Consider the following 19,270-nt stretch of genomic DNA (forward strand, 5'->3'; position numbering starts at 1 on the left):
CGCCCCTGACGGGGTGCTACTCCCCGGCGACCGCGGGCTGCGCCTTCCTGGCCTTGCGCTTGAGCACCAGCATGGACGTGACACCGACCAGGACCGCCGCCACCAGGCCCAGCCACGAGAAGCGCTTCAGCCAGGACTCCGCGACGATGCCGACGTAGTAGATGACCGCCGTCGTGCCGCCGGCCCACAGGATGCCCCCGAGGACGTTGGCGACGGCGAACTTCCAGTACGGCATGCGGAGCACACCGGCGAGGGGGCCGGCGAAGATGCGCAGCAGGGCGACGAAGCGGCCGAAGAAGACGGCCCACATGCCCCACTTCTCGAAGGAACGCTCGGCGGTGGCGATGTGCCCCTCGCTGAAGTGCTTGGGGAACTTGTTGCCCAGCCAGGCCAGCAGGGGCCGCCCGCCCTTGCGGCCGATGGCGTAGCCGATCGAGTCGCCGATGATCGCACCGGCCGTGGCGCAGGCGCCGAGGACGACCGGGTCGATCTCGCCGTGCTGCGACGCGAGCAGCGCCGAGGAGACGAGGATGATCTCGCCGGGCAGCGGGATCCCCAGGCTCTCCAGGCCGATGACCACGCCCACCAGCGCGTAGACGGCGACCGCGGGTACGGTTTCGAGCCACTCCTGGACGTGCAACGCCGGTTCCTTTCCCTGAGCTTCCTGCGTGCCCCGGGAAGCCTACCGGCTCATAGGACGTCCCTCGTGGCTCAGGCGTTCCAGCTCCACTCGGCGACCTCGGGCAGGTCGGTGCCGTGCTCGCGGATCCAGGAGTGGTGCCGGGTGCGGGCGTCGGCCATCCGCTGGCGTACGGCCGTGGCACGCACCGCGAGGCCCGGGACGCGGTCGATGACGTCCATGACCAGGCGGTACCGGTCGAGGTCGTTGCGGACGACCATGTCGAAGGGCGTGGTCGTGGTGCCGGCCTCCTTGTAGCCGCGCACGTGCAGGTTCTGATGGCCGGTGCGGCGGTAGGCGAGGCGGTGGATCAGCCACGGATAGCCGTGGTAGGCGAAGATCACCGGCTTGGTCGTGGTGAACAGGCCGTCGTACTCGAAGTCGCTCATGCCGTGCGGGTGCTCCCCCTGGGGCAGCAGCCGGGCGAGGTCGACGACGTTGACGACCCGGACGGACAGCTCGGGCAGGTACCGGCGGAGCAGGTGCGCGGCGGCCAGCGTCTCCTGGGTCGGGACGTCACCGGCGCAGGCCAGCACGACGTCCGGCTCGGTGCCGTCCTCGGTGCCCGCCCACTCCCAGATGCCGGCGCCGCGGGCGCAGTGCACCCGGGCCTCCTCGATCGACAGCCAGTCGAAGCAGGGCTGCTTGCCGGCCACGATCACGTTGACGTAGTCGCGGCTGCGCAGGGCGTGGTCGGCCACCGACAGCAGGGTGTTGGCGTCCGGCGGGAGATAGACGCGGACGACTTCGGGGCTTTTGTTGAGGACGTGGTCGACGAAGCCGGGGTCCTGGTGGGAGAAGCCGTTGTGGTCCTGCCGCCATACGTGTGAGGTCAGCAGGTAGTTGAGGGAGGCGATGGGGGCACGCCAGGGCAGCCTGCGGGAGGTGCGCAGCCACTTGATGTGCTGGTTGACCATGGAGTCGACGATGTGCACGAACGCCTCGTAGCAGGAGAACAGCCCGTGCCGGCCGGTGAGGAGGTAGCCCTCCAGCCAGCCCTGGCACAGGTGCTCGGAGAGGATCTCCATCACCCGGCCGTGCCGGTCCAGGTGCTCGTCCACGGGCAGCGTCCCGGCCTGCCAGGTCTTGCCGCTGGCGGAGTAGACGGCCTGGAGCCGGTTGGAGGCGGTCTCGTCCGGGCCGACCAGGCGGAAGTCACGGCGGCCGGAGGTGTCGCGCATGACCCGGGCGAGGAGGTCGCCGAGGACCCGGGTCGGCTCGTGCATCGACGTGCCGGGTTTGTCGACGGGGACGGCGAAGTCGTCCAGGGACGGGATCGGCAGGTCGCGGACGAGCAGTCCGCCGTTGGCGTAGGGGGTGGCACCGAGGCGCCGGGTGCCGTCGGGGACGCAGGCGAGGACGTCCGCGACCGGGCGGCCCTCGGCGTCGAACAGTTCCCCGGGCCGGTACGAGCGCAGCCAGGACTCCAGCTGCCGCAGGTGCTCGGGGTTGTCGCGGACGCCGGACAGCGGCACCTGGTGGGCGCGCCAGGTGCCCTCGACCGGTTCGCCGTCGACCTCGGCCGGGCCGGTCCAGCCCTTGGGGGTGCGCAGCACGATCACCGGCCAGTGCGGGCGCTCGGTCACGCCGTCCTCGCGGGCGGCGCGCTGGGCCTCGGTGATGCGGTCGAGCGCGGTGTCCATGGCCTCGGCCATGGCGCGGTGGACGGTGGCCGGATCGTCGCCGGCCACGTGGATCGGCTCGTGGCCGTAGCCGCGCAGCAGCGCGTCGAGCTCCTCCTCCGGGAGCCGGGACAGCACGGTCGGGTTGGCGATCTTGTAGCCGTTGAGGTGCAGGATCGGCAGGACGGCACCGTCGTGGACGGGGTCGAGGAACTTGTTGGCGTGCCAGGAGCCGGCCAGCGGACCGGTCTCCGCCTCGCCGTCGCCGATCACGCAGGTCACCAGCAGGTCCGGGTTGTCGAGGGCGGCGCCGTAGGCGTGGGCGAGGGAGTAGCCGAGTTCGCCGCCCTCGTGGATCGAGCCGGGCACCTCCGGGGCGACGTGGCTGGGCACGCCGCCGGGGAAGGAGAACTGCCGCATCAGCAGTTCCATGCCCTGCGCGTCCCGGGAGGCGTCCGGGTACTTCTCGCTGTAGCTGCCCTCCAGCCAGGAGTTGGCGAGGACCGACGGCCCGCCGTGGCCCGGGCCCCAGATGCACAGGGCGTCCAGCTCGCGCGCCTTGATCACACGGTTGAGGTGCGTGTACACGAGGTTCAGCCCGGGTGAGGTGCCCCAGTGGCCCAGCAGCCGCGGCTTGATGTGCTCGGGCCGCAACGGCTCGGTGAGCAGGGGGTTGGCCAGCAGGTAGATCTGACCGGCCGCCAGGTAGTTGGCGGCCCGCCAGTGGGCGTCCAGCGTGCGCAGTTCCTCGTCGGTCGGTGCGGTCCTGCTGTCGGTCCTGCTGTCCAGGCGCGGGGCCTCGGGCATGAGTGACTCCCTGGGTTCTGCGGGCGGCCTCAGGAGGAGTACCAGTTTGTTCCGGTTCGATGCCAGACGCCTCTCGGCCATGCCCGTCCCACCGATGCGTGTCAGCCACCCGCCCGCGCGTTCGGAGTACGACGGCGGTGCGCGGGCCGGCCGTCGCCGGGGGCCCCCGTCAGCCGCCCGAGGCAGGTGAACCTCCGCCCCCGGGGCCGCCCGGACGGGCGCCCCCGGTCCGCTCTACGGCAGGGCGGCGGAGTGGAGTGCCGTCACGGCGTCGGTCACGGGGGCGGTCGCGGGCCCGAGGACATCGTCGCCGGGCCGCGAGCCGGTCCCACCGGCCCCGGGGTGGGCTTCCTCGCAGCAGTCCACTGGCGCGAACCGCGTCTCGTACCGCTCCTGGGACGGTTCCCCGGGCTCGGTGCGCGGAGGTTCGGGCCGCTGCCCGGGCGGGGCCTGCTCGTCGTACGGCCGCTGCTCGCGCTCCCCACGGCTCTCGCGCGGAGTGTCCTCGGCCCGCTTCCGCCGGGGCTCTCCCTGGCTCCTGGGGGCAACCGGCGGTTCCACCGTCCAGCGCTGGGCCGCGGAGCCGTCGCGGTCGGTGACGATCACGTCCCGGCCCGTGCCGGAGGCGACGGCCAGTCCGCCTCCGCCGCGCGGCAGGAGTTCGCCGCGCACGGTCAGGTCGTAGCGGACGACTCCGGCGTGCACCAGGCAGCCGGCCAGGACGACCGAGCCCCCGGCGGGGTCGGAACCGAGGCACAGAGCGGGGTCGGCGCCGCTGCGCAGGACGCCGTCATCCTGGTACGACCACTGCTGGGACCCGCCCGCTGAGCAGGCGGTCAGCACGACGCGGGCCTCTGCCCGGGCCCGGCCGCCCCGGACGCCGAGACACAGGCCGTCGCCGAGGTTGCGCAGGCGCCCCCGGGCCACCTCGACGGAGCCGTCGGCGGAGGCGGCCGACGGGGCACCGGCGGACGGCGGCTCCTCGGACGAGCCTGCCGTGGAGCCGGGGTCCACGGCAGTGGATCCCGCGCCGTCCGGGTCGACGGCGTGGCCGCTGACCGCGCCCCAGGTGGCCTGCGGGCCGCTCGCGCCGCTCTCCTCCGTCCAGCCCCGGGCGGTGAGCAGCGTCGCCAGCAGCACGAGGGAGGTCACCCCGACCGCGGCGGCCAGTGCCTTCGTGTGCCTCCTCGGCGACCCGGGCCGGCCGGTCGCCGGGTCGGCGGCCCGGGGCCGCAGGCGGTGCCGTCCGCCGGCGGGCAGGGCGCTCCGGCCCTCGTCGCGGCCCGGCCGTGACGCGAGGTAGCGGCGGGCGCCCCAGCCGAGCACCGTCTCCACGAGCAGGTCCTGCAGACCGCCCTCGAAATGGCTGAGTTGTTCGGCGGCGTGACGGCAGTAGCGGCACGCCATGAGATGCCGCTGCACATCCGGCAGCAGGGACCCGCCCCGGCGCATGGGAACGTCCAGCAGGCGGTTGTAGTAGCGGCATTCCGGCGTCGGGGCGAGTTCCCGGTGCGCGCGTACGCATCCCGACCGGAATTGCTCGCGCGCCTGCAGCAGGGCGGCCGAGGCGGTAGCGGCGTCCACCCCCAGCAGACCGGCCGGTACGGATATGGGCTCCGCCTCGACCTCCGTGTGCCACAGCAGGCATTGAGAAGCACCCGGAAGGCCGCGGAAAGCGCGCTCCGCGAGGCGTCGCCTTTCGGGTGTGGTGGAGCGGGTGGCGCGCAGGCCGCGGGCGCCGACGGTTTTGCGGAGTTCCGGAAGTACCCGGGAAATGCCGTCGTCGGCGGCCCAGTCACCGACCATCTCCCGGACGGCCCTGAGCAGCCGCGGACGCAGGGCGCCGCCGCCCGGCCGGGCCAGTTCCTCGCGGAAGGCGGCGGCGGCCGCCATCGCCGCGGAGTCCTCCGAGGAAGCCAGGCAGATCACGGCGTATTCATAGACCGGACGCCAGTGCCGCGCCAGCAACAGCGCGACCGCGCGCGGCGCTTCGGCGCGTTCGCCGACCCGGGCGAGGAGATTGCGGTCGGACTCCGCGGGCCTCGCTCCGGGTCGTGGCGGGTAGGGCGGGCGTGGGGGGTTGGGGGATTGCACGGAACCATTTCCTTCCAGCCGCAGAACGGCAGGCGAATTGCGCGTCCGTTGGAAAGCAGGTGCGTGATTGGTGCATACCTGTGCCGGGTCAGCTGCGGACCCGGCTGTGAGGTGGCTCACTTTCGCACATACGACTCACCGGTAACAAGGAGTTCGGATGAACCACGTTCAAAACGCAAGCAATTCAGATATGTTACCGGCGGTATCCGTACCGGCTTTCGAAAACCCGGCCACCGGAGGGCACAAGTTGTGTGCACGCAAAGGCGGTTGGCACACGAAATCTCCAACCCCACAGCGCGCTCCCATCCGGCTCCCGGCGCGCTCTCAGCTCCGCCCGCCGGCATGGGCCGCATGAATGCCCCCCACCCTTCCGCCCCGGCCATCCCCGCCCGCACCGTCCGCATCGTCCGCATCGTCCGCAGGCGGTCGTCCCGGCCGCCGGTCCCGGCACCCGCTTCCTGCCCGCCACGAAGGCGACGCCCGAGGAGATGCTGCCGGTCGTCGGCAAGCCGGCCATCCAGTACGTCGTCGAGGAGGCGGCAGCGGCGGGACTGGACGATGTCCTGATGGTCACCGCCCGGGCAGATCCACCGCTACGGCTGCGCCGCCGTCGAGCCGGCCGCCGAGGAGGGCGTCGTCCGCGTCACGGGCCTGGTCGAGAAGCCGGCCCGGCAGGACGCACCGAGCCGGTACGCCGTCATCGGCCGCCACGTCCTCGACCCGGACGTCTTCACCGTCCTGGAGCGCACCCCCGCCCGGCCGGGGCGGCGAGATCCAGCTGACCGACGCCCTGCGGGAGCCGGCCGCGGGCGGCACGGTGCACGGGGTCGTCTTCGAGGGCCGGCGCCACGACACCGGCGACAAGGCCGACTGTCTGCGCGCGGTGGTCAGGCCGGCCTGCGAACGCCCCGACCTGGGGCCGGAGTTCGTGACGTGGCTCAGAGGGGTCCTCGGGGAGCTGGACGGCGCGCACCCCCGGGCACCGGGACATGGCGGCCTGACCTGCGAAAGCCCCGGCACCCGGCCGGGGTCCCCGCACCGTGGCAGCCCGGTCAGCCGTTGGGCCGCAGGGTCCACACAACGGTCATCTCGCCGGTGACGGCACCGTCGGCCCGCTGCAGGGCGATGGCCACCGGGAACTCGGGGCGCTCACCGGCGTCCAGCTGGGCGACGACCTCGGCGGCCGGGCGGCCGAGGGTGGCCGTGGCGGTGACGGCGCCCATCGCCAGCTTCTTGTAGGAGATCTCGGCGCTGACGGCGAGCGGCACGGCGCGCGAGAGCTGGTCCCCGAACGCGGCCAGCACGATCGCCCCGCTCGCGGACTCGCCGAGCGTGAACATCGCACCGGCGTGCGGGCCGCCCACGTGGTTGTGGTACTCGGCCTGGTCCGGCAGCGACACCACCGCCCGCTCCGGCGAGGTCTCCAGGAACTGGAGGTTCAGGGTCCGGGCCATGGGCACCGTGGCGGCGAGCATCTCGCCGATGGACATCTGGTCTGCGCTCATGGCCGCATGTTACTCATGAGTAGAGACGGCTGACCAGGCCGTGTGACGACCGCCGCACCGGTCCGCACGGCATCCGCACCGCCCGCTCCCGGGGTTGCTGCGTCTCCGTCCACGGGCGGTGACCGAAACGTGTCCGGAGCGCGGCTAGGGTGACTGCTCATGTGGCCAGGACAGCAGCCGCCCGGGGGCGAGCAGAACCCGCAAGCGAACAACCCGTATCAGCAGCCGGGGTACCAGCAGCCGAATCCGTACCAGCAGCCGGGGTACCAGCAACAGCCCAACCCCTATGGGCAGCAGCCGCAGTGGGGCACCCCCGCGCCGGCCGGCACGCCGCAGCCCCCGCAGGGCGGTGGCGGCGGCAACCGGACGAAGCTGGTCGCGATCATCGCCGCCACGGCGGTGGTCGTCGCGGCCGGTGTCACCGGCTTCCTGGTGCTGGGCGGCGACAAGGACGACACGGCGGACGGCGGCAAGAACGGCAAGAAGGACAAGGCCGCGTCGAGCCCGCCGGCCGAGGAGCCGAGCGCCACCGCCACGGGCGACAACCCCCGCGGCGGCGAGGACGCCAAACCCACGGTCAAGGGCTGGAAGGTCGTCATCAACCCCAAGTGGGGCACGGCCTTCGACGTCCCGGCCGACTGGGAGGTGGCGTCCCCGACGTCGTCCGTCTTCTTCGAGGACGAGAAGTCCGACGACGGCAAGCCGCTGATCACCATGTCGGCACCGGCGTTCTACAAGTCCGAGTGGTGCACGAGCGACGACGACAAGGACGGCAGGACCGAGACCGAGTCCCTGGCCGGAGCGGGCACCAAGGGCGCCGACGGCGCCAAGGACACGGACGAGGTCGCGGTCAACCAGGTGGCCTGGTGGGTGTACGGCGGCTACACGCAGCCGGACAAGAAGAGCGTCAAGGCCGACGACAAGGCCAAGCCCTACACCACCGCCTCGGGCGTGAAGGGCAGCGTCGCCTGGGCGCACTCGGAGGACACGCCCGACAAGGGCAAGTGCGCCAGCGACGGCAAGGCGGTCACGTTCGGCTTCAAGAACTCCGCGGGCGACTTCGTCGCGTGGAGCTTCTTCGGTGCCAAGGGCGTCAAGGGCGAGGTGCCCGAGAAGACCATCCTGAAGATCCTCAGCACGGTCCGGCTGCACGGCGAGCCGACCGGCGGCTGACCCGGACGGAACGGGCCCGCCCCCCTGCGACAGGGGCGGGCCCGGCTCACCGAAGCATCGTGAGGGGGCAGCCCTTCAGGTGCCCGCGGTAAACCCAGCGCCCCGGGAAAGACTCGTCGTCCACCCGGCAACTGCAATGCGGACTCAGGGGTTGCCGGAGGAGTTGGTGCAGTCCCAGTAGGCGTGCACCGGCGAGGCACCGAGCGCCCGTCAGCCGATGCCGAACGCCCCGTCCGGGGGCACGGGTGACGGCACGGCGTCGGCGTCCGCCACCGGCCGTGCATCGCCGATGAACTCCCGTAGCCCGGCACCGTGCTCGACCCGGGCCGGGAAGGCGTCGGCGGCGGTGAGCCGGGCCAGGGCGGCGATGTCGACCGGCTGGTGCCCGGCGGCCAGGACGGCGTTCCCGAACCGCCGTCCCCGCAGCACCCCCGGCTCGGCGATCAGCACGAGCTCCTCGAAAACGGTGGCCAGGGTGGCGAGTTGCGACCGCAAGAAGGCGAAGGGCGCGGCGTCGGGGAGGTTGGCGAGATAGACCCCGTGTCGCCGCAGTACCCGTGCGGCCGCACCGACATAGGCGACGGAGGTGAGGTGGGCCGGCACCCGCGACCCGCTGAAGACGTCCGCGACGAGCACGTCCGCCGAGGCGGCGGGAGCGTTCTCCAGCCAGACCCGCGCGTCCGCCGCGTGCAGGGCGATGTCCGCGCCGTCCGGCAGCGGCAGATGCCCGGACACCAGCTCCAGCAGCCCCCGGTCGGCCTCGACGACGTCCTGCCGCGAGCCCGGCCGGGTCACGGCCACGTACCGGGGCAGGGTGAGCGCCCCGCCCCCGAGATGCGCCACGTCCAGCGCCCGCCCCGGCTCGGCCACGACATCCAGCACGTGACCGAGCCGCCGCGTGTACTCGAACTCCAGGTGCGCCGGCTCGTCGAGATCGACGTAGGACTGCGGCGCCCCGTCCACGGTCAGCAGCCAGGCCCGCTCCCGGTCGACGTCGGGCATCAGCTTGGCGGTGCCGTGATCGGTGGTCCGTGTCACGGGAATGGCGTCGTTCACCCCTCCATTGTGCGATGGGTCAACGCGGCCCAGGGGCGCGGGGAACCGCGCGACCGGCCCAGGGCGGCCCGCAGTCCCCCACCACCTCAACCCACCACGGTCACGGTCCCCGCCCCCACGGTCCGCCCACCCTCACGGATGGCGAACCCGAGCCCCGGCTCCAGAGGCATGTCCCTCCCCAGCTCCACGGTCATGGCAACCGTGTCGCCGGGCCGGGCCACGGCCACCTCGCCGAGGTCGACGACGCCCACCACATCCGCGGTCCGGATGTAGAACTGGGGCCGGTAACCGGAGGAGACGGGCGTCGTCCGTCCCCCCTCCCGGGCCGAAAGGACGTACACCTGCGCCGAGAAACGCCTCCGGGGCTTCACACTCCCCGGCGCCGCGACGACGTGCCCCCGCCGGACGGCGTCCCGCGGCACTCCCCGCAGCAGCATCGCCACGTTGTCGCCGGCCTGCGCCTCCTCCATCGGCTTCCCGAAGGTCTCCAGGCCCGTGACCACCGTCTCCACGGCGGCCCCGAGCACCTCGACCCGGTCACCGACCCGCACCACACCGCGCTCGACCGCCCCGGTCACCACCGTTCCCCGCCCGGTGATGGTCAGCACGTTCTCGACGGACAGCAGGAACGGCGCGTCGATGTACCGCTCCGGCATCGGCACATATGTGTCCACCGCGTCGAGCAGCGCCTCGATCGACGCCGTCCAGCGCGGGTCCCCCTCCAGCGCCTTCAGGCCGGAGACGCGTACGACGGGTACGGAGTCGCCGCCGTAGCCGTGCGCGGTGAGCAGGTCGCGGACCTCCAGCTCGACCAGGTCGGTCAGCTCCTCGTCCCCCGCGTCGGCCTTGTTGAGGGCGACCACGATGTGGTCGACGCCCACCTGCCGGGCGAGCAGGACGTGTTCGGCGGTCTGCGGCATGATCCCGTCGAGCGCGGAGACGACCAGGATCGCCCCGTCGAGCTGGGCGGCGCCGGTGACCATGTTCTTGACGTAGTCGGCGTGGCCCGGCATGTCCACGTGCGCGTAGTGCCGGGTGTCGGTCTCGTACTCGACGTGCGCGATGTTGATGGTGATGCCGCGCGCCGCCTCCTCGGGCGCCCGGTCGATCCGGTCGAACGGCACGAACGCGCCGCTGCCGCGGTCGGCGAGGACCTTGGTGATGGCGGCCGTCAGCGTGGTCTTGCCGTGGTCGACATGACCCATCGTGCCGATGTTGAGATGCGGTTTCGTACGGACATAGGCCGTCTTGGACATGGCTGTACCTCGAAGCGTCTGATCGGCGAAGAAGGAAGTGGGACCCCGAGGACCTGCCCGACCCTCCCCTTGCGGGGTCCGCCGGACGAACCGGAGAGGGTCAGCTTCGGGCGCCGTCTGTCACGGCCGGGAGAGCGGCGACGGCAGCCTTCGGGGCATCCGTGACCACGGATGCTGCGAGGGCGAAGGCGTGCCGGAACATGTCGTCGATCATTGCCGACGCTTTACCGCACGTCGAATGGTTTTCGTCCGCCCTGCGCACAGGCGCGCGGCCCGGGAGCTGTGACGCTGGTGAGACGAACCATACGGCGATCACACACATTTGTCGGTTAGTGTCACCGGATGCTCGATGCCACCACCCGCTCTGGGGGCACCGCCACGGCCTCTCCCCGGGCCACCGCCGCGGAGCTCGCCGTCGCCGTTCCCCCGGCAACGAACGCCTCGCCCGCCGTACCGACCCATTTCGCCGCCCGCTGCACGAGAGTTCTGCTGTCCCCGTGGTCGCGGCTGTCCCTGCTCGTCGTGCTGCTCGCCGCGGGCGCGTGCGGGGTGCTGCTGTTCGAGCCGCAGCGCCTGCTGACGGAGGGCTGGCCGCCACAGCTCGGCGGAGCCGCGGCGGCGGCCGTGTTCGCGGTGGCGTACGGCGTGTGCACCGTGGCGTTCGTGCCGAGGCCGCTGCTGAACCTGGCGGCGGGCGCCCTGTTCGGTTCGCAGCTCGGCCTCGGCACCGCGCTGGCGGGCACCGTGCTCGGCGCCGGGATCGCCTTCTGCCTGGGCCGGGCGCTGGGCCAGGACGCCCTGCGCCCGCTGCTGCGGGGGCGCTGGCTGAAGGCCGCGGACGGCCAGCTCAGCCGGCACGGCTTCCGTTCGATGCTGGCGGTGCGGCTGTTCCCCGGTGTGCCGTTCTGGGCCGCGAACTACTGCGCCTCCGTCTCCCGCATGGGCCTGCTGCCGTTCCTGCTGGCCACGGGCCTCGGCTCGATCCCCAACACCGCCGCCTACGCCGTCGCGGGCGCCCGTGCGTCCGCGCCGACCTCGCCCGCCTTCCTGATCGCCCTGGCCTGCATCGCCCTGCCCGCGCTGGCGGGCGTGGTGATGGCCTGGCGCAAGCGGCACCAGCTGCGCCGCCTCTGACGCGCTGTCACGCCCCTGCGCTACACCCGTTCCAGCACCATGGCGTTGGCGAGTCCGCCCGCCTCGCACATGGTCTGGAGCGCGTAGCGTGCGTTCCGTTCCCGCATCGCGTGCACGAGCGTCGTCGTCAGGCGGGTTCCGCTCGCGCCGAGCGGATGCCCGAGGGCGATGGCCCCGCCGTGCACGTTGACCCGGTCGAGGTCGGCGCCGGTCTCCTGCCGCCAGGCCAGTACGACGCTGGAGAACGCCTCGTTGACCTCGAACAGGTCGATGTCGTCGAGGCTCAGTGAGGCCCTGCGCAGCACCTTCTCGGTCGCCGGGATCACGCCCGTGAGCATCAGCAGCGGGTCGGAACCGGTGACGGCGAAGCTGTGCAGCCGGGCGAGGGGGCGCAGTCCGAGCCGGGCCGCCGTCTCGCTGGACGTGATGAGCACCGCGGAGGCCCCGTCGTTGACCGGGCTGGCGTTGCCCGCCGTGACGTTCCACTCGATCTGCGGGAAGCGCTCGGCGAAGACCGGGTCGTGGTAGGCGGGCCTGAGTCCCGCGAGGATCTCGGTGGTGCTGCCGGGCCGGACGCACTCGTCGCGCGCGACACCCTCCAGCGGCGCGACCTCGGCGTCGAAGAGCCCGCTCTCCCAGGCCGCGGCCGCCTTGCGGTGCGAGGAGACGGCGAAGGCGTCCATCTGCTCGCGGCCGATCGACCACTTCGCGGCGATCAGCTCGGCGCTGATGCCCTGCGGGACGAGCCCCTCGGGGTAGCGCTCGGCCACCCCGGGTCCGAAGGGATCCGCGCCCGCGGGCACGTTCGACCACATCGGCACTCGGCTCATCGACTCGACCCCGCAGGCCACGACCAGGTCGTACGCGCCCGAGAGGACGCCCTGCGCCGCGAAGTGCACGGCCTGCTGGGAGGAGCCGCACTGGCGGTCCACGGTGGTCGCGGGCACCGACTCCGGGAAGCCCGCCGACAGGACGGCGTAGCGGGTGGTGTTCATGGCCTGCTCGCCGACCTGGTCGACGGTGCCGCCGATGACGTCGTCGATCAGCGCCGGGTCGATCCCGGACCGTTCGACGAGGGTGCGCAGGGTGTGGGCGAGGAGCTCCACGGGGTGGACGTGTGCCAGGGCGCCGTTCGGCTTGCCCTTGCCGATGGGGGTGCGTACGGCTTCGACGATGACTGCGTCACGCATGTGCGGGCCTCCACGATTACCAGTGAGTAGGAAATCCGAACTCACGGTAGCCCGCAGGGTTGGAAATTCCAACCCTCTCCTAGACTGGGCCTCATGGCCGCCCGCAAAGACCCGCGCCCCTGTTCCATCGCCGACACCCTCGCGCTCGTCGGCGAGAAGTACTCCCTGCTCGTCCTGCGGGAGGTGTGCCTGGGCAACGGCCGGTTCGACCAGCTCGTGCGCAACACCGGCGCCCCGCGCGACATCCTGGCCACGCGGCTCCGCCGGCTCGTCGACGCCGGGATCCTGGCCAAGCACCTCTACAGCGAGCGCCCGCAGCGCTTCGAGTACCGGCCGACCCGCGCGGGACTGGAACTGGAACCGGTGCTGGTGACCCTGATGGCGTGGGGCGACCGTCATCTCCGGCCGGACGGCGACCGCCCGATGCTCCTGGAGCACTCCTGCGGCCAGACCCTCACCCCGGCCGTCACCTGCCGGGCGTGCGGCGACGAGGTGCGCCACGAGGACCTCACGGCCCGCCCCCAGGCACCCGGCTGGACGGTGACCGGACCCACCGCGGCCTGATCGCCGCTGGTCGGGAGCGGCATCCAAACCCCTGTGTCCGAGCGGCCTTCCAGGGGCGCTACGCTTCCCCCTCGGCACACCTGATCACCCGTTCCTCGCGACGACGGCCCGGTGCGCCCGTCGTCCGTCCCACGATCGGCACTTGGACTCCGTTACCTCATGTCTTGGTTCGAATCACTCATCCTCGGACTCGTCCAGGGGCTGACCGAGTTCCTCCCCGTCTCCTCCAGCGCCCACCTGCGGCTGACGGCGGCCTTCTCGGGATGGAAGGACCCGGGCGCGGCCTTCACGGCGATCACGCAGATCGGCACCGAGGCAGCCGTGCTGATCTACTTCCGCAAGGACATCGGACGGATCATCTCGGCGTGGACGCGCTCGCTCACCGACAAGACGCTGCGCAGTGACCCCGACGCCCGGATGGGCTGGCTGGTCATCGTCGGCTCGATCCCGATCGGCGTGCTGGGCGTGACGCTGAAGGACCAGATCGAGGGACCGTTCCGCGATCTGCGGATCACCGCCACGATGCTGATCGGCATGGGCATCGTCCTGGGTGTCGCCGACCGGCTCGCGGCCCGCGACGAGAGCGGCGGCAAGCACCGCGCGCCCAAGCAGCGCAAGGCCCTTGAGGACCTGGGCGTCCGGGACGGCCTGATCTACGGCCTCTGCCAGGCCATGGCGCTCATCCCGGGCGTCTCGCGCTCCGGCGCCACCATCAGCGGCGGCCTCTTCATGGGCTACAAGCGCGAGGCCGCGGCCCGCTACTCGTTCCTCCTCGCCATCCCCGCGGTGCTCGCCTCCGGCGTGTTCGAGCTGAAGGACGCCACCGAGGGCGGCCACGTCTCGTGGGGCCCGACGATCTTCGCGACGGTGATCGCCTTCGGGGTCGGCTACGCCGTGATCGCGTGGTTCATGAAGTTCATCTCGACGAAGAGCTTCATGCCCTTCGTCTACTACCGCATCGTCCTCGGCATCGTCATCATCGTGCTGGTCAGCATGGGTGCCCTGAGCCCGCACGCGGCCGAGTCGGCGGGCTGACCCGGGGCCCGTGTGACCCGGGTCTCGTGACCAACCGCATAGGGATCGGGTAGCCGTTCGGTAGCGGGCTGTCAGTGGCTGCCCCTAGGCTTGTCCGCATGTCCCCCGATTTCGTGACCCCTGGTTCCGTGCGGCCCGCCGCCGAGGTCAACGACGAGATCCGTGCGCTGTGGCAGCGCACGGGCGGCACCCTGTCGGCCGAGGAGCGCGCGGAGTACGAGCTCCTCGTCGTCGAGTGGGCGGCCGCGATCCGAGGCGGCGTCGTCACGGCGGCCTGAGCGGCCCCCTTCCCTCCCGTTCCCTCTAGGCGCGCAGCCGCGCCAGCACCTCGTCGTCGAGGACGAAGGGCCGCTCCTCGGGCAACAGCCCGGCGGCCGCGTCCAGTTGTCCCGCCCGCACCAGCCCGTGGATCTCCCTGGCGAGCGGCGTGACGTCCTCGATCCCCGCGATCCACTCGTCCGCGTACCGCGCGGCGGCCTCCCCCGCGAGCCCCAGCTGGAGCGACCGGTGCGGCAGCGGGTTGAGGTGCAGGTCCCGTTCCGGATCCCACTGCACCCGCGCGGGCGCCTGCCTCAACTGCCGCTTCCAGGAGGCCTGGTCACCGTGCAGGGCGGGGACGTGGTGGGACAGGCAGGCGTTGCGCAGCGCCCAGAGGAAGCCCTCGCGGTGGATCTCGATCGCCAGGACCGTCTCCTGGCCCTCCTTGGTGCCCCAGCCGCAGCGGTACATCATCCACAGGAACGACGGCTTGATCCAGGTCATGCGATCCCGCTTCCAGGACGACGGGAAGCGGCCCAGGCGGGCGGCGGGGCCGCCGATCTCCCGGCGGTAGGCCTGGTAGACGGTGATCGTGGAGTCGGTATGGCGGGCGCGCACCCGGAATCTCGGTTCGTTTCGATCGTTCACGGAGGACAGGCTGGCCCCCGTCGTCCTGTGGCGGCCAGCGAATTTCACGCGCACGGCTCTTGGTTCGTGCCCCGTCGTGCCCAACACTGAGCCGATGACGCAGCGCGTGGAGCTCGCTACCGTGAGGGACCGGCTGGCCGTCGACGGGCTGATCACCGACTACGCGGTGGCGGTCGACGACGGTGACTGGGAGGCGTACCGGGGACTGTTCACCCCTCGGGGGCGGGCGGACTACCGCTCGGCCGGCGGCATCGAAGGAGAGGTCCGGACGGTAGCCGCCTGGCTCGCGGAGAGCCTGCGGGTGTTCCCGATGCGGCAGCATCTGATCGTCAACCGGCGGGTGCGCTTCGGGATCTGGGAGCAGGACACCGGCGACACGGCCGAGGTGCAGGCCGACTACGTCAACCCCATGGCCACGGCGGGACCCGCTCCCGACTTCGTGTGCGGCGGCCGGTACGCCTTCGCGGCGCTGCGCACGGACGACGGGTGGCGGCTGAGCGGGGTCGTCGTACGGGAGAAGTGGCGGCGCCTTCCCGAGCCGCGGACGGCGCCTGTGGTCAACTGACCCGGCGTCCTGTGTGCTAGATCGTCCGCAAGGCGCACACTGGAGGCACCCGCGGGTAGGAGGCGCCTATGAAGACGCTCGGCCACTGGCTCGCCTCCCCCTGGCGCCGCTCGGCCGCCGCGGCGGTCGCGGGCGCCCTCCCCGTCCTGGCCTTCCCCGCGCCGGCCCTGTGGTGGTGCGCCTACGTCGCCCTGGTCCCCTGGCTCCTGCTGCTGCGCACCGCGCCGACCGGGAAGCGGGCCGCGTACGACGGCTGGTGGGGCGGCTTCGGCTTCATGCTGGCCATGCACCACTGGCTGCTGCCGAGCCTGCACGTGTTCACGTTCCTCATCGCCGCCCTGCTGGGCGCGCTGTGGGCACCGTGGGGCTGGCTGGTGCGCCGTCTCCTGGGAGGGCTCCCCTCCCTCGGCCGGGTCACGGTCGCGCTCCTGGTTGTGCCGTCGGGCTGGCTGGCCGCCGAGCTGGTCCGTTCCTGGCAGGGGCTCGGCGGCCCCTGGGGCATGCTCGGCAGCAGTCAGTGGCAGACCGAGCCGGCGCTGCGGCTCGCCTCGGTCGGCGGGGTGTGGCTGCTCAGCTACCTGCTCGTGGCCGTCAACGTCGCGGTCGCCGTCCTCGTCGCGGTCCGCCGGGCCCGGGTGCCCGCCGTGGCCGGTCTCGTCGCCACGGCCGCCGTCACCTCGGCCGCCTGGGCGTTCTCGCCCCGCCCCGCCGTCGACGGCAAGGTCAGGATGGCCGCCGTGCAGCCGGGCGTCATCGCGGGCCCGGACGCCCGGTTCGCCCGCGAGGAGCAGCTCACCCGCCGGCTCGCCGGCCAGGACGCCGACCTGATCGTCTGGGGCGAGAGCAGCGTCGGCTTCGACCTCGACGACCGGCCCGACCTCGCCCGGCGGCTCGCCGGCCTCTCCCGCGCGACGGGCGCCGACATCCTGGTCAACGTGGACGCCCGGCGCTCCGACAAGCCCGGCATCTACAAGAGTTCGGTCCTGGTCGGCCCCGACGGCCTGACCGGCGAGCGCTACGACAAGATGCGGCTCGTGCCCTTCGGCGAGTACATCCCGGCCCGGTCCCTGCTCGGCTGGGCCACCTCCGTCGGCAAGGCCGCGGGCGAGGACCGCCGGCGCGGCTCGCAGCCGGTCGTGATGAACGTCGGGGACGGTCTGCGCGTCGGCCCGCTGGTGTGCTTCGAGACCGCCTTCCCCGACATGACCCGCCACCTCACCCGGGAGGGCGTCGACGTGCTGATCGGCCAGTCGTCGACGTCCACGTTCCAGCACAGCTGGGCGCCCGGGCAGCACGCGTCGCTCGCCGCCCTGCGGGCCGCCGAGACCGGCCGCCCCATGGTGCACGCGACCCTGACGGGCGTCTCCGCCGTCTACGGCCCGGACGGGCAGCGCGTCGGATCATGGCTCGGTACCGACGCCTCCGCCGCGCGGATCTACGAGATCCCCCTCGCCCACGGCACCACGCCCTACGTCCGCCACGGCGACTGGGCGGTGCACGCGGCGATGCTGATCCTCGCCCTGTGGGCCGTCGGCGAGGGCCTGCGGACCGTACGGCTCAGGCGGTCCGCTGCTGAACCGCCCGTACCACCCGCTCGCACAGTTCATGGGTCTCCAGCGCGTCCCGGGCGCTGAGCACCTTGCCCGTACGGACGGCGTCGAGGAAGGCGAGTACCGCCTGCTCGATCCCGCGCTGCCGGGCCACCGGCACCCAGTCCCCGCGCCGCCGCACGGTCGGCTGGCCCTTGTGGTCGACGACCTCCGCGAGATTGATCACCTGCCGCTTGGTGTCCTGCCCGGACACCTCCAGGATCTCCTCGGCGGAACCGCTGAGCCGGTTCATCACGCCGAGCGCGGTGAAGCCGTCCCCGGCGAGCTGGAGCACCAGGTGGTGCAGCAGCCCGTCCTGGACGCGGGCGCGCACCGTCACGTCGTCGATCTCGCCGGGCACCAGGAACCGGAGGGTGTCGACGACGTGGATGAAGTCGTCGAGGATCATCGCGCGGGGTTCCTCCGGCAGCCCGATGCGGTTCTTCTGCATCAGGATCAGTTCGCGCGGATGGTCCGCGCACTGTGTGTAGCCGGGGGCGTAGCGCCGGTTGAAGCCGACGGCGAGGCTCACGCCCCGCTCCTCGGCGAGCGCCACCAGCCGCGCGGAGTCGTCGAGCGCGTAGGCGAGCGGCTTGTCGGCGTACGTCGGTACGCCCGCCTCCAGCAGCCGCGTCACGATCTCCGGGTGCACGAGCGTGGGCGCGTGCACGAACGCCGCGTCGAGGTCCGCCGCGATCAGGGAGTCGAGGGTGGTGTGCCGCCGCTCCGGCGGTATGTGCAGGCCCTCGGCGACCCGGTCGAGGGTGGCGGGTGTGCGGGTCTGCAGGTGCAGTTCCACCCCGGGCAGGAAGGCGAGGACCGGGAGGTAGGCCTTCTGTGCGATGTCGCCGAGTCCGATGCAGCCGACCTTCACGGGATGATCTCCTCTAACGGTTGCCTGCCGGGGTCTGCTCGGAGCATACGGCGTCCGCCCGCGGGGGCCGCCAGTCGGCGATGCCGTCGAAGCCGCGCAGGAACAGTGCGGGCCCGGCCTTGGACAGCGTGGCCATGGCGGTGTCGCGTACGGCGATCGCGGCACGGTTCGTCATGAGGTTGAGGCGGGCGACCCGCACGGCCCGGCGTGCGACGGCGGTCGTGCGGGGCAGCCGTGCGGCGGTGTAGGCGGGCAGGTCGCCACGGTGGTGCGCGAGGACGATCGCGTCCTCGATGGCCAGATTGCCGCCCTGGCCGAGGGTCGGCGGCATGGCGTGCGCGGCGTCGCCGAGCAGGGCGACCCGGCCGTGGTGGTAGGCGGGCAGGGGTGCGGTGATGTGGTGGACGTCGTGGCGCAGGACGTCCTCGGGCCGGACGGCGGCGAGCACGGCGGGGATCGGGTCGTGCCAGTCGCCGAAGCGGCTCAGCAGCTCGGCCCTCTCGTCGGGCGCGTGGCCGCCGGCGGGCGTGACCGCGGCGCCGTAGGCGTAGACGCGGCCGTCCTTGAGGGGGTGCGTGCCCCAGATGCGGCCCCTGCCCCAGGTCTCGTGCGAGGCGAACTCGGCGCCGGGCACGGGGATCACGATCCGCCAGGTGGTGAAGCCGGAGTACACGGCCCCGGGGTGGGCGGGGAAGAGCGCCTGGCGTACGGCGGAGCGAATGCCGTCCGCGCCCACCACCAGGTCGGCCTCCAGCACCCGGCCGTGGGTGCTGACCCGGGCGGGCCGGTCGGTACCGCCACTGTCGGCGAGGGTCGCGGCGGCGTCGGTGCGGATGGTGCCCGGCGGGAGCCGGGAGGCCAGGCTCGCGATGAGGGTGGCGCGGTGCAGCAGCACGAGTGGGCCGCCGAAGCGCTCGGCGGCGGCGTCGGCGGAGGACCGCGACAGCCACCGGCCGGAGGGGGCCCGCAGGCCGCCGTCCCCGGACCAGGCGGCGAGGTCGCGGATCTCGTCGCCGAGTCCGATGGCGTCCAGCGCGCGCAGGGAGTTGGGCGCGAGGGAGATCGCCGCGCCCACCGGTTCCAGCGATGGGGCGCGCTCCAGCACCGTGACCCGCAGGCCGCGCTGGTGCAGGGCGACCGCCGCCGTCAGACCTCCGATACCGCCACCGATCACGACGGCATGCCCGGGCTGTGTCATGGCTCCTCCTCGCGTGCGACTAC

17 protein-coding genes and 1 pseudogene are annotated in these 19,270 nt (G+C 72.6%); 8 read left to right on the forward strand and 10 right to left on the reverse strand.

The features are described 5' to 3' along the window. Positions 1 to 16: 16 nt before the first annotated feature. The 3 genes from HNR57_RS24500 to HNR57_RS24510 form a co-directional block, all read right to left on the reverse strand. The gene (locus HNR57_RS24500; RefSeq protein WP_184562873.1) at positions 17 to 640 is read right to left on the reverse strand and encodes a DedA family protein; all 624 of its coding nucleotides are present in this window, start codon (positions 638 to 640) and stop codon (positions 17 to 19) included. Between the two features lie 71 nt (positions 641 to 711). Then, complete coding sequence (locus tag HNR57_RS24505; protein ID WP_184562875.1) at positions 712 to 3,108, reverse strand: phosphoketolase family protein; 2,397 nt, start codon at positions 3,106 to 3,108, stop codon at positions 712 to 714. Between the two features lie 234 nt (positions 3,109 to 3,342). After that, positions 3,343 to 5,202, reverse strand: coding sequence for an RICIN domain-containing protein (locus tag HNR57_RS24510; protein ID WP_313674602.1), 1,860 nt, complete (start codon positions 5,200 to 5,202; stop codon positions 3,343 to 3,345). 458 nt (positions 5,203 to 5,660) lie between these two features. Here HNR57_RS24510 and HNR57_RS24515 point away from each other — a divergent pair. After that, positions 5,661 to 6,160: pseudogene (locus HNR57_RS24515) on the forward strand (sugar phosphate nucleotidyltransferase); the annotation flags it as partial. Between the two features lie 94 nt (positions 6,161 to 6,254). Here HNR57_RS24515 and HNR57_RS24520 read toward each other — a convergent pair. Further along, positions 6,255 to 6,707, reverse strand: a complete 453-nt coding sequence (locus HNR57_RS24520) for a DUF4442 domain-containing protein (RefSeq protein ID WP_184562877.1) — start codon at positions 6,705 to 6,707, stop codon at positions 6,255 to 6,257. A 159-nt stretch (positions 6,708 to 6,866) separates the two neighbouring features. Between HNR57_RS24520 and HNR57_RS24525 the strand changes: the two genes are divergently transcribed. After that, a complete protein-coding gene (locus tag HNR57_RS24525; RefSeq protein WP_184562879.1) occupies positions 6,867 to 7,880 on the forward strand; it encodes a DUF8017 domain-containing protein in 1,014 nt (337 codons plus the stop codon). A 210-nt stretch (positions 7,881 to 8,090) separates the two neighbouring features. On the opposite strand, the gene HNR57_RS24530 is transcribed toward HNR57_RS24525, so the two are convergent. Next, positions 8,091 to 8,936, reverse strand: coding sequence for a spermidine synthase (locus HNR57_RS24530; protein WP_184562881.1), 846 nt, complete (start codon positions 8,934 to 8,936; stop codon positions 8,091 to 8,093). 86 nt (positions 8,937 to 9,022) lie between these two features. Beyond that, positions 9,023 to 10,192 (reverse strand): elongation factor Tu, encoded by a 1,170-nt coding sequence (gene tuf, locus HNR57_RS24535; RefSeq protein ID WP_184562883.1) that lies wholly within the window; start codon positions 10,190 to 10,192, stop codon positions 9,023 to 9,025. A gap of 342 nt (positions 10,193 to 10,534) precedes the next feature. Here tuf and HNR57_RS24540 point away from each other — a divergent pair, with 342 nt between their 5' ends. Beyond that, positions 10,535 to 11,326 carry a TVP38/TMEM64 family protein gene (locus tag HNR57_RS24540; protein WP_184562885.1) on the forward strand — a complete coding sequence of 264 codons (792 nt, stop codon included), beginning with the start codon at positions 10,535 to 10,537 and terminating at the stop codon, positions 11,324 to 11,326. Between the two features lie 20 nt (positions 11,327 to 11,346). Here the strand turns inward: HNR57_RS24540 and HNR57_RS24545 are convergent, their stop codons facing one another. After that, on the reverse strand, positions 11,347 to 12,516 hold the full coding sequence (locus HNR57_RS24545; RefSeq protein WP_184562887.1) for a thiolase family protein: 1,170 nt from the start codon (positions 12,514 to 12,516) through the stop codon (positions 11,347 to 11,349). Positions 12,517 to 12,609: 93 nt separating this feature from the next. Here HNR57_RS24545 and HNR57_RS24550 point away from each other — a divergent pair, with 93 nt between their 5' ends. The 3 genes from HNR57_RS24550 (at position 12,610) to HNR57_RS24560 (ending at position 14,393) form a co-directional block, all read left to right on the forward strand. Then, a complete protein-coding gene (locus tag HNR57_RS24550) occupies positions 12,610 to 13,080 on the forward strand; it encodes a winged helix-turn-helix transcriptional regulator (RefSeq protein ID WP_184562889.1) in 471 nt (156 codons plus the stop codon). A 159-nt stretch (positions 13,081 to 13,239) separates the two neighbouring features. Beyond that, positions 13,240 to 14,115 (forward strand): undecaprenyl-diphosphate phosphatase, encoded by an 876-nt coding sequence (locus HNR57_RS24555; protein ID WP_184562891.1) that lies wholly within the window; start codon positions 13,240 to 13,242, stop codon positions 14,113 to 14,115. Positions 14,116 to 14,213: 98 nt separating this feature from the next. Next, the gene (locus HNR57_RS24560) at positions 14,214 to 14,393 is read left to right on the forward strand and encodes a hypothetical protein (RefSeq protein ID WP_102908844.1); all 180 of its coding nucleotides are present in this window, start codon (positions 14,214 to 14,216) and stop codon (positions 14,391 to 14,393) included. 25 nt (positions 14,394 to 14,418) lie between these two features. Here HNR57_RS24560 and HNR57_RS24565 read toward each other — a convergent pair whose 3' ends face one another. Beyond that, positions 14,419 to 15,021: a DUF4291 domain-containing protein gene (locus HNR57_RS24565; protein ID WP_184562893.1), complete on the reverse strand. Its 603-nt coding sequence runs from the start codon at positions 15,019 to 15,021 to the stop codon at positions 14,419 to 14,421. Between the two features lie 94 nt (positions 15,022 to 15,115). Here HNR57_RS24565 and HNR57_RS24570 point away from each other — a divergent pair, with 94 nt between their 5' ends. Further along, positions 15,116 to 15,586 carry a nuclear transport factor 2 family protein gene (locus tag HNR57_RS24570; RefSeq protein WP_184562895.1) on the forward strand — a complete coding sequence of 157 codons (471 nt, stop codon included), beginning with the start codon at positions 15,116 to 15,118 and terminating at the stop codon, positions 15,584 to 15,586. Positions 15,587 to 15,654: 68 nt separating this feature from the next. After that, a complete protein-coding gene (lnt, locus tag HNR57_RS24575; protein ID WP_184562897.1) occupies positions 15,655 to 17,220 on the forward strand; it encodes an apolipoprotein N-acyltransferase in 1,566 nt (521 codons plus the stop codon). On the opposite strand, the gene HNR57_RS24580 is transcribed toward lnt, so the two are convergent. Both HNR57_RS24580 and HNR57_RS24585 read right to left on the reverse strand, forming a co-directional pair. Beyond that, positions 17,144 to 18,049 carry a Gfo/Idh/MocA family protein gene (locus HNR57_RS24580; protein WP_184562899.1) on the reverse strand — a complete coding sequence of 302 codons (906 nt, stop codon included), beginning with the start codon at positions 18,047 to 18,049 and terminating at the stop codon, positions 17,144 to 17,146. The two genes, lnt and HNR57_RS24580, sit on opposite strands and share 77 nt — an antisense overlap. Before the next feature lie 13 nt (positions 18,050 to 18,062). Then, a complete protein-coding gene (locus HNR57_RS24585; RefSeq protein WP_184562902.1) occupies positions 18,063 to 19,247 on the reverse strand; it encodes an FAD-dependent monooxygenase in 1,185 nt (394 codons plus the stop codon). Positions 19,248 to 19,270 lie beyond the last annotated feature (23 nt).

The organism is Streptomyces paradoxus (genome assembly GCF_014202475.1).
GTDB lineage: Bacteria > Actinomycetota > Actinomycetes > Streptomycetales > Streptomycetaceae > Streptomyces > Streptomyces paradoxus.

What these genes read in the sequence shown, in the direction of transcription:
- lnt (WP_184562897.1), top strand. Translation starts at nt 15,655, where the DNA reads ATGAAGACGCTCGGCCACTGGCTCGCCTCCCCCTGGCGCCGCTCGGCC.
- HNR57_RS24520 (WP_184562877.1), bottom strand. Translation starts at nt 6,707, where the DNA reads ATGAGCGCAGACCAGATGTCCATCGGCGAGATGCTCGCCGCCACGGTG.
- HNR57_RS24525 (WP_184562879.1), top strand. Translation starts at nt 6,867, where the DNA reads ATGTGGCCAGGACAGCAGCCGCCCGGGGGCGAGCAGAACCCGCAAGCG.
- HNR57_RS24560 (WP_102908844.1), top strand. Translation starts at nt 14,214, where the DNA reads ATGTCCCCCGATTTCGTGACCCCTGGTTCCGTGCGGCCCGCCGCCGAG.
- HNR57_RS24555 (WP_184562891.1), top strand. Translation starts at nt 13,240, where the DNA reads ATGTCTTGGTTCGAATCACTCATCCTCGGACTCGTCCAGGGGCTGACC.
- tuf (WP_184562883.1), bottom strand. Translation starts at nt 10,192, where the DNA reads ATGTCCAAGACGGCCTATGTCCGTACGAAACCGCATCTCAACATCGGC.
- HNR57_RS24550 (WP_184562889.1), top strand. Translation starts at nt 12,610, where the DNA reads ATGGCCGCCCGCAAAGACCCGCGCCCCTGTTCCATCGCCGACACCCTC.
- HNR57_RS24540 (WP_184562885.1), top strand. Translation starts at nt 10,535, where the DNA reads ATGCTCGATGCCACCACCCGCTCTGGGGGCACCGCCACGGCCTCTCCC.
- HNR57_RS24545 (WP_184562887.1), bottom strand. Translation starts at nt 12,516, where the DNA reads ATGCGTGACGCAGTCATCGTCGAAGCCGTACGCACCCCCATCGGCAAG.
- HNR57_RS24505 (WP_184562875.1), bottom strand. Translation starts at nt 3,108, where the DNA reads ATGCCCGAGGCCCCGCGCCTGGACAGCAGGACCGACAGCAGGACCGCA.
- HNR57_RS24585 (WP_184562902.1), bottom strand. Translation starts at nt 19,247, where the DNA reads ATGACACAGCCCGGGCATGCCGTCGTGATCGGTGGCGGTATCGGAGGT.
- HNR57_RS24570 (WP_184562895.1), top strand. Translation starts at nt 15,116, where the DNA reads ATGACGCAGCGCGTGGAGCTCGCTACCGTGAGGGACCGGCTGGCCGTC.